8 protein-coding genes are annotated in these 17,552 nt (G+C 33.9%); 5 read left to right on the top strand and 3 right to left on the bottom strand.

Annotated features, from left to right (window positions below):
* The 5 genes from RBH29_RS12640 to RBH29_RS12620 all read left to right on the top strand — a co-directional run.
* Positions 1-3,865 (top strand): endo-1,4-beta-xylanase (locus tag RBH29_RS12640; RefSeq protein WP_306697261.1); only part of this gene is annotated, 3,865 nt, incomplete at its 5' end.
* Between the two features lie 408 nt (positions 3,866-4,273).
* Positions 4,274-5,374, top strand: a complete 1,101-nt coding sequence (gene mnmH / locus RBH29_RS12635) for a tRNA 2-selenouridine(34) synthase MnmH (RefSeq protein WP_306697259.1) — start codon at positions 4,274-4,276, stop codon at positions 5,372-5,374.
* 349 nt (positions 5,375-5,723) lie between these two features.
* Entirely contained in the window at positions 5,724-7,538 is a 1,815-nt protein-coding gene (locus RBH29_RS12630; RefSeq protein WP_306697258.1) for a MutS family DNA mismatch repair protein, read from the top strand.
* A gap of 303 nt (positions 7,539-7,841) precedes the next feature.
* Positions 7,842-10,388, top strand: a complete 2,547-nt coding sequence (locus RBH29_RS12625; RefSeq protein ID WP_306697256.1) for a carbohydrate-binding domain-containing protein — start codon at positions 7,842-7,844, stop codon at positions 10,386-10,388.
* Positions 10,389-10,983: 595 nt separating this feature from the next.
* Positions 10,984-13,497: a carbohydrate-binding domain-containing protein gene (locus RBH29_RS12620; RefSeq protein ID WP_306697254.1), complete on the top strand. Its 2,514-nt coding sequence runs from the start codon at positions 10,984-10,986 to the stop codon at positions 13,495-13,497.
* A 176-nt stretch (positions 13,498-13,673) separates the two neighbouring features.
* Here the strand turns inward: RBH29_RS12620 and RBH29_RS12615 are convergent, their stop codons facing one another.
* From RBH29_RS12615 to RBH29_RS12605, 3 genes are read right to left on the bottom strand one after another with little or no spacing between them, the layout of a single operon-like run.
* Positions 13,674-14,294: a V-type ATP synthase subunit D gene (locus tag RBH29_RS12615; protein ID WP_306697252.1), complete on the bottom strand. Its 621-nt coding sequence runs from the start codon at positions 14,292-14,294 to the stop codon at positions 13,674-13,676.
* Positions 14,295-15,701 (bottom strand): V-type ATP synthase subunit B, encoded by a 1,407-nt coding sequence (locus RBH29_RS12610; protein ID WP_306697251.1) that lies wholly within the window; start codon positions 15,699-15,701, stop codon positions 14,295-14,297.
* Between the two features lie 53 nt (positions 15,702-15,754).
* On the bottom strand, positions 15,755-17,539 hold the full coding sequence (locus tag RBH29_RS12605; RefSeq protein ID WP_306697250.1) for a V-type ATP synthase subunit A: 1,785 nt from the start codon (positions 17,537-17,539) through the stop codon (positions 15,755-15,757).
* Positions 17,540-17,552: the final 13 nt, after the last annotated feature.

Raw genomic sequence — 17,552 nt, 5'->3', positions numbered from 1 at the left:
TAAGATTTCTACAGAATCAGAGGAAGAGGATCAAGATTTATTTTATGATTTTGAAGATGGAACAACTCAAGGATGGAGTCCGAGAGGCGATGTAACTGTAGAAGCAGTTGATGAAGAGGCATATGCTGGGAATTACAGTTTAAAAACAACAGGAAGGGCTGATAATTGGCAAGGTCCAAGTCTTAACTTAATTAATTTACTAGAAAAAGATACTGAACATCATGTTTGTGCCTATTTAAAGGTTGTAGAAATGCCTGAAGGGTTAGAGGATCCATTAACTTTTACTGTATCTGTAGAAGAATTGCCTACAGATTCAGAAAATGGCGATAAAAGTTGGGAAGAAGTAGCTAGTGTTGAAATAGCTGATACTGAATGGGTTCAAATAAGTGGTGTATATACATTTGAAGAAGACATGGATGAACAAACATTATATGTTGAATCAAATCATGAAGAGGTAGGTTTTTATATCGATAATGTAAGTATAGGTAAAGATCAAACTGGTATTATAGCTGATTTTGAAGATAGTATTGGTGATTGGGACATTAGAGACAGCGACGGTGGCAGCATAGAATTAACAGAAGATGATAACCATACAACAGGTGGATCTCAAAGCTTGAGTGCAACTGTATCCACCCAGTATAATGGTCCAATTTTGGATGTTATGGGCAAAATGCACAGAGGTCATAGGTATCAATTATCTGCATGGGTGAAAATGGCTCCAGAACAAACGCCAACTTCACTGCGTATTAGTGTGCAAAGTGGAAGTGCTACATTCACTAACGTATCTGAAGATGTAACTGCAACGGATGAAGAGTGGGTAAAGTTGTCAGGTGAATTTACACTAGGGGTTACTCCAAGTGTATTGAATGCTTATGTAGAAACGCCAGAAGTACCTGATGACGATGTAACATTTTACATGGATGATTTTGTAATTTCCTATATTGGTCCTGTAGGTGCTAGTAAACCAATTCAAACTGATTTGACACCGATTAAAGATATTTATCAAGATTATTTCTTGATTGGTAACATAGTATCATCGGTAGACTTACAAGGTAATAGACTTGAACTTCTTAAGCACCATAACGATATTGTTACAGCAGAAAATGCAATGAAGCCGGATTACGTTTATGATACTAATCGAGAATTTGACTTTGATGCACAAAATGAACTTGTAGCAGGAGTGGAAGAAGCAGGTCTAGACTTGTTTGGTCACGCGTTGGTATGGCACCAGCAAATGCCTATATGGTTGAGTACCGATGAAGAGGGTGAACCATTAGAACGTGAGGAAGCTCTTGAAAGTCTGAGAACTCATATCACAACAGTTGTGGAGAATTTTGAAGACAAAGTGATTGGATGGGATGTAGTCAACGAAGCTATTAGAGATGGCTTGTCTGATACAGCAACTCCTGACAATTGGGAATGGGCACTGCGTGAATCTCCTTGGTATAATGCAATTGGACCTGATTATGTAGAACAGTCATTTAGGATTGCAAAAGAAGTGCTTGAAGAAAATGGATGGTCAGATGTTAAGCTTTATTATAATGATTACAATGAAGATAATCAACAGAAAGCAGCGGCAATGTATAGCATGGTTAAGGACATTAATGATCGATATGCAGCAGAAAATGATGGCGAGTTGCTAATTGATGGTATAGGAATGCAGTCTCACTACAATATTAATACAAATGTAGAAAATGTTCGTTTATCTTTAGAAAGGTTTATAGAATTAGGTGTTGAAGTAAGTATCACAGAGCTTGATGTTGTTGCTGGATCCGATTCTGTACTTTCAGAAGATGAAGCAATTGCTCAAGGCTACTTATATGCAGAATTATTTAACCTCTATAAAGAACATGCTGAACACATTGAACGAGTGACTGTTTGGGGATTAGACGATGGTGCAAGCTGGAGAAGTGATAGAAATCCAGTGTTGTTTGATGCAGACTTGCAAGCTAAGCCAGCTTATTATGCAGTCATAGATCCAGATGCATTTATAGAAGAGAATCCACTTCAGATAATAGAATCTAAAAAAGAGAAAGCAGTTTATGGAACACCTACTATTGATGGTAATGTAGATGACATATGGAGCGAAGCACCTGAAATAAATGTTAATCAGTATCAAACAGCGTGGGAAGGTGCTACTGGAGTTGCTAGAGCACTTTGGGATGAAGATAATTTATATGTACTGGTTCAAGTTAATGCTAATGTGCTTGACAACAGTAGCGAAAACCCATGGGAGCAGGATTCCGTTGAGATTTTCATTGACCAAAATAATTACAAAAGTACATTTTATCAAGAAGATAACCATGGACAGTATAGAGTGAGCTTTGAAAATGAAGCTTCTTTCAATCCTGCAAGTATAGCTGAAGGATTTGAATCAGCAACAAGTATTTCAGGAACAAACTATACGGTTGAAGTTAAAATTCCGTTAACTGCAATAAGTCCAGCTAAAGATATGGATATTGGTTTTGACGTTCAGATTAATGATGCAGAAAATGGTTCTCGTGTGAGTGCTGCTGCATGGAATGATTTAACAGGTACAGGTTATATGGATCCGTCAGTTTTCGGTGTGCTTACTCTTGTTGATGAGATTGGATCAACTGGAGGAGGAACTAAAGCTCCAAGTAGACCTGACAGTACAGGAGATACCGACGATACTGATGATGAAGATGATGAAGACAAAGATGATGATGCAGATTCAGTGGACGATACAGATGAGTTAGAGGAAACTGCTGTTGTCGTTGAATCAACTGTTGATGATGAAGGTAAAGCTATAGCTAATGTAAGTGAAGAAGCATTTGAAGAGGCATTAAGTAATGCTAAAGATGGAAAATTGAAAGTTAAAGTTAAGGGTGCAGAAGATAAAAATGATGTATCAGTTAAACTTATTGCTGAGCAGGTGAGAGACTCATCAGAAACAGGGGTTAAGGAAATTGAAATTAATACAGGTATTGCTAGCGTTGAATTGCCAACATCCTTGTTTAGTGAGTCAAAAGATGATGAAGAGATAGAACTGAATGTAAGTAGGGCAGATACAGCTAGTTTATCTGAAGAAGTTAACAGAAGAGTAGGTTCAAATAATGTATATAGATTTGGTTTGTCGGTAGGAGAGCAAAAAATAAGCCAATTCGGTGAAAATCAAAGAGTAAGAGTATCCTTTGATTACACACTGGAAGCAGGCTTAAATCCAGGACAGGTTGTAGTGTATTATATTACTGAAGATGAAGAATTTGAAGTTGTAAAAAATGGACATTACAAAAATGGTAAGGCTCAGTTTAAGGCAAAGCACTTTAGTCAATATACAGCTATTCCAGTTGAAGTAACCTTGGCAGATTTAGATGATACTTCATGGGCTAAAAACGGTATCATAGCTCTTGCCGCTCGTGATATAGTAAAAGGTGTATCTGAAGACTCATTTGAACCTTTGAAAAACGTGACCAGAGCAGAATTTATACAAATGCTTGTTAATACATTTGGCTTAGAATCTGAGGGACAGTCAGGTAATCCATTTAGCGATGTTGAAGCAGGTGCATGGTATGAAGAAGCTGTAATAACCGCTTACGAATTAGGTGTTGTAAAAGGCAGAACAGATGGATCATTCGGTGTGAATGACGAAATAAGCCGACAGGATATGGCAGTAATGACTTATAACACTTTAAAATCAGTGGGAATTACTTTAAATCTTACTGAAGAAACGGTGAAATTTAAAGATGCTTCAGCGATTTCTGAATATGCAAAAGAATCTGTAGAAGCAATGCAACAAGCAGGAGTTATAAGTGGTATGGCAACTGGTGAGTTTGCTCCAGTGGCAAACGCAAACAGGGCACAAGCAGCAGTGATTTTATACCAACTTATTGATGAACTATAATATATAACTTAATAACAAAAACTCCGCTGTTTTAAAAAAACAGCGGAGTTTTTGTTTGAAGTTTATATCTTATTCTAAGACTCCACATTCTATAAGGTGGAGTTGAGTATCCACCTGAAGCCTCGATGTTTAGCTTTAGCTAAACGAGTTCACAGCTTTCTTTCCTATTGTAATTTAAAGTTTTTTGTAATAAACTATTCATTGTAAAGTTATTTAATCATAGGGGTTCATAAAAACTCTAGTTTTTATAAATTTCTACGTTGGGAATTAACAAGGAAAATTCTCTTAACTAGTTTAAAGAAAGTGTTTAAGCTGACTGTATTTGCCTATGCAACGGATAGTGAGGAGCCGTCGAAGTAAACCATGGGGTTCCTTGGCAAATTTTTTTGATTTTAAAGGATGGTATAAATGAAGTTGTTGACATTTAGTGATTATGAAAAAATTGTTATTGATGATATATCCTTAATAGATGTGCGTGCTCCTGTTGAATTTGAAAAGGGAGCGTTTAAAAATGCAGTTAATTTGCCTATTATGAATGATGAGGAAAGGCGTTTAGTTGGTATTTGTTATAAAGAAAATGGTAATGAAGAAGCTGTTAAATTAGGGCATGAGCTGGTATCTGGAAAAGTTAGAGAAGAGCGGATAAGTGCTTGGATAAAGCAATTAGAGAAATACCCTAATTGCATTATATATTGTTTTAGAGGAGGACTTCGTTCTCAAATTGCTCAACAGTGGATTAATAAGGCTATAAAAGGTGAAATACCAAGGCTCCAAGGTGGATATAAAGCATTTCGCAATTACTTAATTGATAAGCTTGAACCATCACAGCAAAAAAGTAAGCCTGTTTTAGTAGGTGGATGTACAGGAGCAGGCAAAACTATTATACTTAAAAAACTTGAAAACTCTATAGACCTTGAAGGAATAGCAAACCATAGAGGGTCATCTTTTGGTAAAAAAGTTACCCCTCAGCCTACTCAAATAAATTTTGAAAATAATCTTGCATATAAACTTATAAAGCACGAACATGAAGGTTATAGATATATGATACTTGAGGCAGAAGGAAGAAATGTAGGAAAGTGTTTTCTACCAAAGTCTTTAGCACAATTTTATAAAAGTGGTGATTTGGTTATTGTTAATGCTTCTTTAGAACAACGTATTCAAAACACTATGAATGAATATGTGTATGAATCTCAAAAAACTTATATGAAGGTATATGAGGATGAAGGACTTTTAAAGTGGTCTATATACATAAAAGATAGTATAGGCAGGTTGAAAAAAAGATTAGGAGAAAAAGGTTATAGAGAATTAATTTATTTATTTGAACAGGCTTTTTCACAGCAGATGAATACGGGAAGTTATGAAGGTCACAAAAAATGGATAGAAATTCTTTTAACAGATTATTATGACCCTATGTATAAATATCAAATGAAAAGAGACAAAGAAAATATTGTGTTTGAAGGGACTCCAGAGGAAGTTTTAGATTATTTAAAAAGCAATTATTCTAAGTGAACCCGTTTAGATATAGAGTAAGTTTATGTTTTCTATAAGAACTTTTCTTAGATATTTAGGACGTGATACCACATGGTATCTATAGGAATAAAATATTAATTAGATTTATTTAGTATAAAAGTAAATACTTATTATTGATGGAGTAAAATTTAAAAAGAGCGGTTACACTTGTTTATATATAGGTGTAGCTGCTTTTTTATAGTTTGTTTAATTATTAGTTTTATAAATCGGTATGGCACTAAAGAGAAAATATTCCAGAGAAGTTATCTAGGAAAATTAAAAACCATAGCGTATCTTGTCGTTGCTATGATATACTTGTATTAAATTATTTTAGAGGGAGTGAATGCTTTTGAATAAACACAATGTAAAAAAAGAATATACTATGCGTAAAAACAAGTATTTCAGTCAGTTTAAAGAAGAAAAAAAGAAATATGATAAACTAAGTAATTTAAGACTGATGGTATTTGGTGGGATAATACTTGGTGGAGTATTTATATATTATAATTATTCCATATTAGGTGCTGGAATTATACTATGCTCTATAATTTCCTTTATTTATTTAGTTTTGCAACATGAAGAAGTAAAAAAGAAAAAGGAAATGTCATATGCATTAATGAATGTTAACCAAAAATCTCTTGATAGAATCAATGGAAAGTGGAAAAAATCTACTAATAAAGGCGAGTTGTATGTTGATGTAAATCATCAATATAGCTATGATTTAGATGTTTTTGGACATGCATCCTTGTATCAATGGATTAGTGAAGCTTTTACATACACAGGAAAACATTTTTTAAAAAATGTATTAATTAATCCAGTAAAAAAGATTGAGGAAATAAGGAAAAGGCAAAGTTCAATACTCGAACTAGCAGATAATCTTGATTGGAGGCAAAATTTCCTTGCTTCAGGAAGTTTTATAAAGAATGAAAATAAAAGTCCGGAATCATTAATAAAATGGGCAGAAAAAATCACTAGACTATTTGAAAAAACATGGGTTCGTGTTGGAATAAAGATGATGTCAACTGTAACGGTTCTTTCGATTCTATTTACGTTTTTAATTCATGTGTATTTTATATACCTTGCATTCGGAATGTTATTTATCAATGCAATTTTATTTCTCCTTGAATTAAAATATTATTCTAATGTTTTTGAAGTTGCCATCAAGAATAAAAATACAATTTCTGTGTATAAAGATTTATTAAATAAAATTGAAAATGAAAGCTTTAAATCAGAATATATAAATGAAATTAAATCAAATTTATTAGATTCTAAGAAAAATTCCACTTCAAAACAAATAAAGAAATTGTCAATTATAGTGGAAATGATGAGTTTAAAATACAGCAATGTTTTTTACTTGATTATAAATTTGTTTTTTTTATGGGATTATCATTGTATTGTGGCTTTGGAAAAATGGAAAAGGAAATCTGGGAAAAATATAAGAAAATGGGTTGAAGGTATTGGAAAATTTGAAGAGCTTTTGAGTTTTTCAAACATACCATATGAGAATAGTAAGTGGGCTATCCCTAAATTTGTTGAAAAAAAACATACTTTTTTGGCTAAAGAAATGGGGCATCCTCTATTGCATCCTGAAGAACGAATATGTAATAATCTTTCTATTAATGGCTTTGGTAATATTTTGCTAATTACAGGTTCGAACATGTCAGGAAAAAGTACATTGCTACGAACAGTTGGAATTAATTTGGTGTTGGCATATTCAGGTGCACCAGTCTGTGCAAAAGACTTTACCTGTTCTGTAATGGATGTTTATACATCAATGAGGGTAAATGATAACTTAGAAAAAAAGATTTCATCATTTTATGCAGAGCTATTAAAGATTAAGACTATAGTGGAAGCAGCAAATAAAGATAATTCCATACTTTTTTTACTGGATGAAATTTTCAGAGGAACAAATACAAAAGATCGTCATTTAGGGGCAAAAGCAGTATTAAAAAAGCTTGGACAAATTGGTGCAATAGGACTTGTTTCGACACATGATTTAGAATTGGGAGAATTAGAAGAAGATAAAGAGATTAATGTTAAAAATTATCATTTTACAGAAAAGTATATAAATGAAAAAATCATATTTGATTACAAACTATATCCAGGGATATCAAAGACTACAAATGCGATTTACTTAATGAAAATGGTTGGCATAAGTGATTTTTAAAGCGAAATCATTTAGCTAAAGCTAAACATCGAGGCTTTAGGTGGAGACTCAACTCCACCTGAAGATTTATTCTAAGACGCCACCTTATATAAGGTGGCGTCTTAGAATAAAAAAATAAAAAAATAAAATTAATACACTTAAAATAGATACACTTATAGAATACTTAAACATAGAGGGAAATTTTTGTAGGGTGGTGATTTGGGGTATAGCATTCTAAAAGCAATCAAAAGAAAAATAAGAGAAAAAGGTCGAATAAGATAATGATAAATAAAAAAAAAAGAAAGATTCTTAGGAGGGGGATATATGTTGAAAAAATATTCTATATTGGTTTTATTTTTGGTATTGATTTTGGGCATGTTTAATATAGGTTATGCAAATACACCTTTGTATGGTGACTTAAATGGAGATGGTGTAATTGATTCTTCTGACATCACGTTAATGAACCGACATATTATGGAATTAGCAATTCTTAATGATATTACTACAGCGGATTTGAATGGAGATGGTGTAGTAGATTCAACAGACTATACATTGTTGAAAAGGTATCTTTTAGAAGTTATAGATAGATTTCCTGTTGAAGACGCTGTTACACCTGTGACGCCACCACCTGCATTAGGAGATGGTGAAATAAATTTAAGTTCTAATATAACTTATTCAGGATCAGGTATATCAGTAGATGGCTCTACTGTTACAATTTCATCAGGTGGTGAATATACAGTAGATGGAACTTTAACAGATGGAATGGTACATGTAGATACTTCACAGGAAGTTACACTCAGCTTAAGTGGTGCAAATATAACTAATTCAAATGGTCCGGCAATTTACATTGAGAATGCAGAAAAGGCAAATATTGTATTAGTGGATGGTACAACAAATAGCTTAAGTGATGGAAATAGTAGTATTTATGATACTGACAATGCAGATGTTGAAGGAACTATATCTAGTAATGCTGCATTAGAGATTAATGGTGATGGAACTTTAAATGTAAGAGGTAATTACGACCATGGTATTATAAGCTATTCTGATCTTTACATTAAAAGTGGAAATATTAATGTGCAAGCTGCTGTAACAGATGGTATACATGCGAAAGATTATATAGAAATTACTGGAGGTACTGTATCTATTGATGCTGATTCTGACGGCATAGACAGTAAAGGAAGTGTCTATATAGACGGTGGTATTTTTGAAATAGCAGCTGGAAAGCATGGTATAACAGTAAATGAAGATATAAGAATAGATAGCGGAGATTTTACTATTGACGCTGTAAGAGATGGTATTAATGCTGATGGTAACATGAGAATAGATGGAGGAGACATAAATATCGAATCAAATGAAGAAGGATTTGATGTAAGTGGAAATCTAATAATAAATGATGGTGTAATAAATATAGTATGTCCTGAGGATGGTATGGACATTTCAGGTGATATAGAAATTAACAGGGGAACAATTAATGTAAGGTCAATTGAAGAAGATGCAATAGATTCTAATGCGTCAATAGTAATCAATGGTGGAAGATTTACATTAATTGCAGGAAAACACGGAATAACAGCGGATGAAGATATAACAGTAACTGATGGGGATATTACCATTACTTCACAAAGAGATGGATTTAATACTGACAGAAATATGCGAATAGATGGTGGAGTAATAAATATTGAAGCAGGTGAAGAGGGTATTGATACCAGTGGTGATTTAAGGATAGACAATGGTGAGATAACTATAGAGTGTCCTGAAGATGGTTTTGATATTTCAGGTGATATAGTAATAAATGGAGGTACATTTAACATACGTTCAACTGAAGAAGATCCTATAGATTCAAACGGGTCAATAACTATTACAGGTGGAACTTTTATACTTTATGCTGGAAAAGATGGTATAAAAGCAGATTATGATATAACAGTAGAGGATGGAGATTTTACTATAGTTGCAGACTCAGATGGATTTGATGCAGACAGAAATATTTATATAAAAAATGGTACTTTTAATATAACAGCAGAAAAAGATGGTATAACAGCAGATGATGATATTATAATAGAAGATGGAATATTCAACATAACAGCCGAGTCTGATGGTCTTGAAGCCGATGGATATTTAGAAATTTATGATGGAGATTTTTATATATCTGCCTATGATGAAGCAATACGTGCTATTATGGATATAGTAATTCACGATGGTACTTATGATATTCCTAGATCTTTTGAAGGTATTGAAAGTGATGAAGGAACAGTTACAATTCATGATGGAGATTTTACAATAGTAGCTAGGGATGATGGAATCAATGGCCAAATAGACGTTACCATAAATGGTGGAAACTTTCACATAACTGCAGATGGTGATGGTATTGATTCAAATGGAACATTTCATATTACAGGTGGATATGTATATATTGATGGTGGGGCTTTCCCTGAAGGAAGCATAGACTGTGATTCAAATACATTTTCTGTTACAGGTGGAACTATTATAGGAATGGCTGCAAATACAAGCCCGATTACAGAAGAAGCTACTACACAGCCGGTATTGGTGCTTGGAGGAGCTTCAGCAGGTTCAACTGTTAGCATTATAAGTAATGATGGTGCAGAATTGCTAGATATCACAATGCCAAGAAATCACGATACATTATTATATACATCTCCAGAACTTAGGTTGAATACTACATATACAATGTATGTCAATGGAAATCCAGAAAGGACATTTACAACAGATTCAATAGTTACAGTCGATGGAGGAACAATATTTGATCCATTCGGCGGCGGAGGTTTCGGCGGCGGTTGGGACTTCGGCGGAGGCGACGGAGATTTCGGCGGCGGTGACTGGGACTTCGGCGGCGATGACCAGTGGCAAGGATGGTAACACCATTCTAACAAAGGCATTTTTTTTCTCCTTGAATTAATAAATAAAAAAACAGTCTCTTATATAAGAGGCTGTTTTTGATTGAAGTCTTGGAACAAAGTGAAAGAATTAATATGAAAGGGGCTTGATGTCCCGAGATTTTTTATCGACTTATATTAGAAAAAAATTTATTTTGTCTGAAAATTATGTAGATTGCTAATAATAAAGACTTGAGGCTAAAAAGTAGAAAAATTAATAAATAAAAAATAAAATAACTACACTTAAAAGTTATTATGTTATAGAATACTAAGTATAGGGGTGTTTATTTTTAAAAAGGTGGTGTTTTGTATAGGGTACTTTTTAAAGGCATAGGATTTTATAATAACTCTGATTTTTGTAAAGTCCTATGATGGGGATCGGTAAGGGAAATTCCCTTAATCTCTTATTTCTTGCATCTTTATGGCACTATTCAAAGCAAATGACACATTCTAGTGCATTCCTTCGTAAGAACGTGTACGTATATTTAAGTATGGATATGAAGGGATGCGGCAAGCATTTTAAATGCGAGTCATTCTTGCATTATGGTAGTAAAAAATTAAAACTAGGAGGGGAATGTATGTGTAAGAAATTATTTTTAATGGTACTAATGGTGGTTTTTATTCTTAGTACTTCCTATGTTGCTTTTGGGAACGATATTACATATGGTGACTTAAATGGAGATGGTGTTGTAGATTCATCTGACTTGGTATTAATGAATCGTCATGTTTTAGAAATAGCTCTTCTTGACGATATTACTGTAGCAGATTTAAATGGTGATGGTGTGGTAGACTCAACTGATTATACGCTTTTGAGCAGATATGTGCTTGAATACATAGATGAATTTCCAGTTGAGGAAGAAACTACTGTTCCAAGTGATGGTGAGATAAATCTAGGATCTACTATAACATATTCAGGAGATGGAATAAATGTAGATGGTTCAACTGTTACCATTTCTTCAGGTGGTGAATATACAGTAGATGGAACTTTATCAGATGGAATGATATGGGTAGATACTACAGAAGAAGTAGGTTTACGTTTAAATAATGTTGATATAACCAATTCAAATGGGCCAGCAATTTACTTTGAAAATGCAAGTAATGCAGAAATTATATTAGAGACAGGAACAACAAATAGTTTAACTGATGGAAACAGCAATGTTTATGATACTGACGATGTAGATGTTGAAGGAGCTTTGGCAAGCAATGCTGATTTGGAAATAAAAGGCAACGGAACTTTGAACGTAACTGGTAATTATGACCATGGCATTATAAGTTATACTGATTTAATTATCGAAAGCGGCAATATTATTGTTTCTTCAGCTGTTACAGATGGGATACATGCTAAAGATTATATTGAAATTGCTGGAGGTAATGTAGAGATTGATGCTGACTCAGATGGAATTGACAGTAAAGGTGATGTTAGTGTTGAAGCAGGTGCTGTTTTAGATATAACAGCTGGAAAACATGGAATTACAGCAAATGGAGATATGTCGATAGCTGGTGGAGAATTCACTATCAATGCTGATAGCAATGGTACTACTTCAGATGGGGATACAACAATAATTAATGGGGACTTTAATATAAATTCTGAAAGCGATGGTATAGACGCAGATGGAAATATTTCAATTCAAGGAGGAGACTTCTTAATAGTAACAGGAAATGATGGTGTAGATTCAAGTTCCTCAATAGAAATAAGTGGAGGTAATTTCGACATAGATGTAGAAAAACATGGAATTACAGCAGATGAAGATATAGAAATAGTTAATGGTGATATTAAAATAGTTGCTGAGCGTGACGGTTTTAATGCAGATGGAAGTGTAATAATAGAAGATGGTGTAATAGATATTGAATCTGGTGAAGAAGCATTTGACGTAGATGGAGATTTTACCGTATATGATGGTGAAATAAATGCTATAGCACCAGAGGATACCATAGACATTTCTGGTGACATAATGATTTTTAGTGGCATATTTGATATAACGTCAACTGAGAGTGATGCTATTGACTCAAGTAGCTCAATAACTATAAGTGGAGGAACATTTTACCTAGATGCAGGAAAACATGGTATAACAGCAGATGAAGATGTAAGAGTAGTTGATGGAGATTTTAGCATAGTTTCTGTAGGTGATGGATTCAACACCGACTTAGACATAGTAATAGAAGGTGGAGTTATTAATATTGAAGCTGGTGATGAAGGTTTTGATACAGATGTTGGAGACTTGACAGTAGAAGACGGAGAAATAAATATTGTATCCTATGAAGAAGGGCTAGATATTACTGGCGATATAATAATCAATGGAGGTACTTTTGATATAAAATCCACATCTGATAGCGATGATGCAATTGATTCTAATTCGTCAATAACAATTAATGGAGGAACCTTTGTACTAGAAGCTGGGAAACATGGTATAACAGCAGATGAAAATATAACAATAGTTGATGGTGACTTTACAATTAATGTGGGCAGAGATGGAATTGATGCAGGCGATGATGTTTTAATTAAAGGTGGAACTTTTGAAATAACAAATGGAAATGATGGAATAGAAGCTGACAATATAGTTATAGAAGGTGGAGATATAAATATCACATCATACGAAAATTCATTAGATCCAAGTGAAAATTTAACTATAAGTGGCGGTAATTTATATTTGATTTCTGAAAATGAAAGTGCTATAGAAGTAAATGATAATATGAATGTAACTATTAGTGGTGGCTACACAGTTGCAGCTGGTTCAAATGGTCTTAATGGAGGAATACAGTGTGATTTAAATGATTTTGGAATTACAGGAGGAACGCTTATTGCAGTTGGTGGAGTGAATACAGTTCCGACTCCTGATTTATCAACACAGTGTACAGTAATGTTAGGGGAAGCTTCTGCTAATTCAACTATTTCCATTACATCAAATTCAGGAGAAATTTTAAGCTTCACAGCACCTAAAGATTTTGAAAATATGTTGTTTACATCTCCTGATTTACTTTCAAATAGAAGCTATGATGTATACGTTGATGGAAATCATAGTGTTTCCTTTACAACTGATTCATTAGTAACTAATGCTGGTGGAACAGGATTTTTCCCACCATGGTTAGAATAAAATAAATATTTCTTTTCTTCCTTTAGAATAAAAAGCGAGGGGGCTTAAGTGCCCTCTCACTTTTTGTCTTATTTTAAGATACTACCTTTTAAAATTTTAGGTAGAACAGAATTTCTACTTAAAATCTAATTTTTAGCTAAAAATAAACAAGCGTACTATTTAATTTTCTACAGCTTTTATGTAGTATTTAAATTCTTTTTTATAGAGTGTAATCTTGAAAAATCTTCTCTTTCTTTTTCTTCTAGATACTTTTCCATAAAGTTTACCAGATTTTCATATCGAGGAATCAGTATTGTTTTAAGAGCATTTGCACGTTTTTGAGTTTTTTTAATGTGATCTGCAAGCCTATAAATTGAGTTTTCAACTTCAGCAAGTTCAACACATAGTTTTTTAGTGTTGTTAAATTTTTTGTAAGTAAAATCAAGAGAGTAGTTGGTTCTAAAAAAACTGTAATTTGCTTCAAGTCCAGAATGTAAATCTTTTACAACAGGGATTTCAACACCCATAATGCTTTTATACTTTACATTTATGCTATTTTCTTCTGATATCGCATATCCTACCTGTTCAACCGTACTTATTCCAGAAGCTATATTTGTTGTTTGAAGTGATTTATAGGCCTCACTAAAAACTTTATTTATTTCTTTTCTGATTTTTTTAGCACGTTTCACCAAGGAAGACATTTCTGACAGCAAGATATTCCTTTTTTTATCTAAAAGCTCATATCCATTTTTAGAAAGCTTTAAGCTAGAACGTGCATTTATAAGGTTTCCCTTTGAGGGAAAAGTTGAAACATCCATTTAAAAACTCTCCTTTTTTTGCACTTTATGCTGTCGTGGTTTATGGTATTTATCAAGAATCTTAGAATCAACTCTGTCAAGTTCTTTTTTAGGGAGAATGCCCAATACTTTCCACCCAATATTTAGTGTCTGCTCCATGGTTCTGTCTTTATCAATGTTTTGGCATACAAAGTCTTTTTCAAATGCTCTTCCAAACTCCATATAAAGTTTATCTACTTGGCTTAATTCATCTTCTCCAATAACAGAGGCTAAAGAGCGTACCTCTTGAACTTTTGAGTAAGAAGCAAATAGTTGCCTTGCACAAAAACCATGGTCTTCACGAGTTATTCCCTTTCCAGTTCCGTCTTTTATCAGTCTTGAAAGAGAAGGAAGAATGTTAATAGGTGGATAGATACCTTTGTGATAAAGGTTTCTATCAAGGACAATTTGTCCTTCTGTAATGTATCCTGTAAGGTCTGGAATAGGATGTGTTATATCATCGCTTGGCATTGTAAGTATAGGGATTTGTGTAATAGATCCGTTTTTTTCCTTTACCATTCCAGCTCTCTCGTAAATTGAAGTTAAGTCACTATACATATATCCAGGAAACCCCTTTCGGCTTGGAATTTCTCCTCTTGAAGCCGACAGCTCCCTTAAAGCTTCACAATATGCACTCATGTCTGTAAGTACCACAAGAACATGCATTTCAAGTTCATATGCCATGTACTCAGCAGCTGTTAGAGCACATCGGGGAGTAATAATCCTTTCGGTAACAGGATCGTTAGAAAGGTTTAAAAACATGGCAACTTTTTGAATTACACCACTTTCCTCAAAACTTTTTCTAAAAGTTTCAGCCACATCATGATGTACCCCAATGGCAGCAAAAACAATGGCAAAGTTTGATTCACCTTCAGAGGAAAGCTTTGCCTGACGTACCAACTGCTCAGTAAGTTGGTCATGGGGAAGTCCATTAGCAGAAAAAATAGGGAGTTTTTGTCCTCTTATAAGGGTTGTAAGTCCATCTATTGTTGAAATTCCCGTATTAATATAATTTCTAGGATATTTTCTAGATACAGGGTTAACAGGTTTACCATTAATGTCCCATCTAACATGTGGATATACAGCACCAAGATTATCTTTAGGGCGTCCCAGTCCATCAAAAACTCTTCCTAAAATTTCTTTTGACAGTGGTAGCTGGAAAGGATGACCTAAAAAACGTGTGGTTGTATTGTTTAAAGAAAGATCTTGAGTTCCTTCAAATACTTGGACTATAGTAGATTCTTCTGATATTTCCACTACTTTTCCAAGGCGCATTCCGCCTCCTTCAACTTTAATTTCTACTAATTCATCATAAGAAACTCCACTAATTCCATCAAGGATAATAAGTGGTCCGCTAATTCCCTTAACTCCAATATATTCTAACTGCATAAATATTACTCCTTTTTAAACCTGTTATTTTACTAAGGAACATACTACTAGGTTTATTCCTTGGTATAATCTATTAAAAGACGGTCTAATTCTCTTTCTATTTTTTTCTTTAAAACAACAAACTTATCAAGCTCATCATTTGAAATGGTATACTTGATTTTAACTACTTCTTCAAAAAGCCCTGTCTCTTTTATAAGGGAGATAGGGAGTTGATTGTTTAAAAGCTCAAGGCATTTATTATACAAAAAGAGCATTATATCCATCATAAAATACTGTTTTTTTAATGGCACAAAAGTATCAACAGAATGAAAAGTATCCTGTTGAAGGAAACTTAAGCGTATGACTCTTCCTATTTCAAGAATAAGTTTTTGATTATCAGGAAGTATGTCGCCTCCAACAAGCTTTACAATTTCTTTAAAACCACTTTCTTCCTGAAGTATTTTTAAAAGCTCATTTCGACATTTAACAAAAGAAGTACTTACATTTTCCTCATACCAAGAAGCTAAAGAATTAATGTACTCACTATAGCTAGAAAGCCAATCTATAGCAGGATAATGCCTAGAATATGCAAGGCTTCTGTCAAGTCCCCAAAAACACCTTATATAGCGTTTGGTATTCTGTGTTACAGGTTCGGAAAAATCTCCACTTTGAGGAGATACTGCACCTATTATTGAAATTGAACCAGTTGTATTGTTTAAATTAATGTTTATTCCTGCACGTCCATAAAACTCTGAGAGTCTTGAAGACAGATATGCTGGAAATCCTTCTTCGGCAGGCATCTCCTCAAGTCGTCCAGAAATTTCTCTCAATGCTTCTGCCCACCTTGAAGTTGAATCAACCATTATTGCAACATCATAACCCATATCCCTGTAATATTCAGCCATTGTAACTCCTGTGTATATTGAAGCTTCCCTGGCAGCAACAGGCATATCAGAAGTATTTGCGATAAGTACAGTTCTTTCCATTAAGGACTTACCACTTCGAGGATCAATAAGCTTGGGAAACTCCTCTAAAACTTCAGTCATTTCATTTCCACGTTCACCACAACCTATATAAAAAATAATATCTGCATCACACCATTTTGCAATTTGATGTTGTGTCATGGTTTTTCCAGTTCCAAAGCTTCCGGGAATTGCAGCAGTTCCTCCTTTAGCCATAGGAAAGAAGGAATCTATAACCCTTTGCCCTGTAACAAGAGGTCTACCAACAAGAAGTCTTTTATTATAAGGCCTTGTATCTCTTACAGACCATTCTTGAACCATTGGAAGTTGATGAGTTTTTTTGTTCTTTGAAATTACATTTATTAATGTATCATTTATTGTGTAGTATCCGTCAGCAACCACCTCAGATACTTTTCCCTCTATATGGCAGGGAATCATAACTTTGTGCATAATAAGAGAGGTTTCCTGTACTTCTGCAAAAACCATTCCAGGCGTCACAGTATCACCAGGTTTTACTGTAATATGAACTGGCCATCTGAAATTATCGTTAAGTGCAGAAAGATTTATTCCTCTTTCGATAAATAAGCCAAATTTTTCAGAAGCTGTTTTTAGAGGTCTTTGAATTCCATCAAAAACATTTCCGATTATTCCAGGAGCAAGCTTTAGCGAAAGAGGCTTTCCTGTGGGCACAACAGGTTCTCCAGGAGTAAGACCTGTTGTAGTTTCATGTACCTGAATGATTGTCAGGTTATTTTTAAGCTCAATAACTTCACCTATTAATTTTTCATTACCTACAAGAACAACTTCACGCATTTTAAATAAAACATTGCCCTTTGCCTTTATTACAGGACCATCAATGCTGTAAATATATCCTTGCTTTTGATTATCTGATTCCATCAAATCTAAGTCA

It is taken from the genome of Herbivorax alkaliphila (assembly GCF_030848475.1).
In the GTDB taxonomy this organism is placed as follows: domain Bacteria; phylum Bacillota; class Clostridia; order Acetivibrionales; family Acetivibrionaceae; genus Herbivorax.
This window is presented reverse-complemented; position numbering and strand designations above follow the sequence as displayed.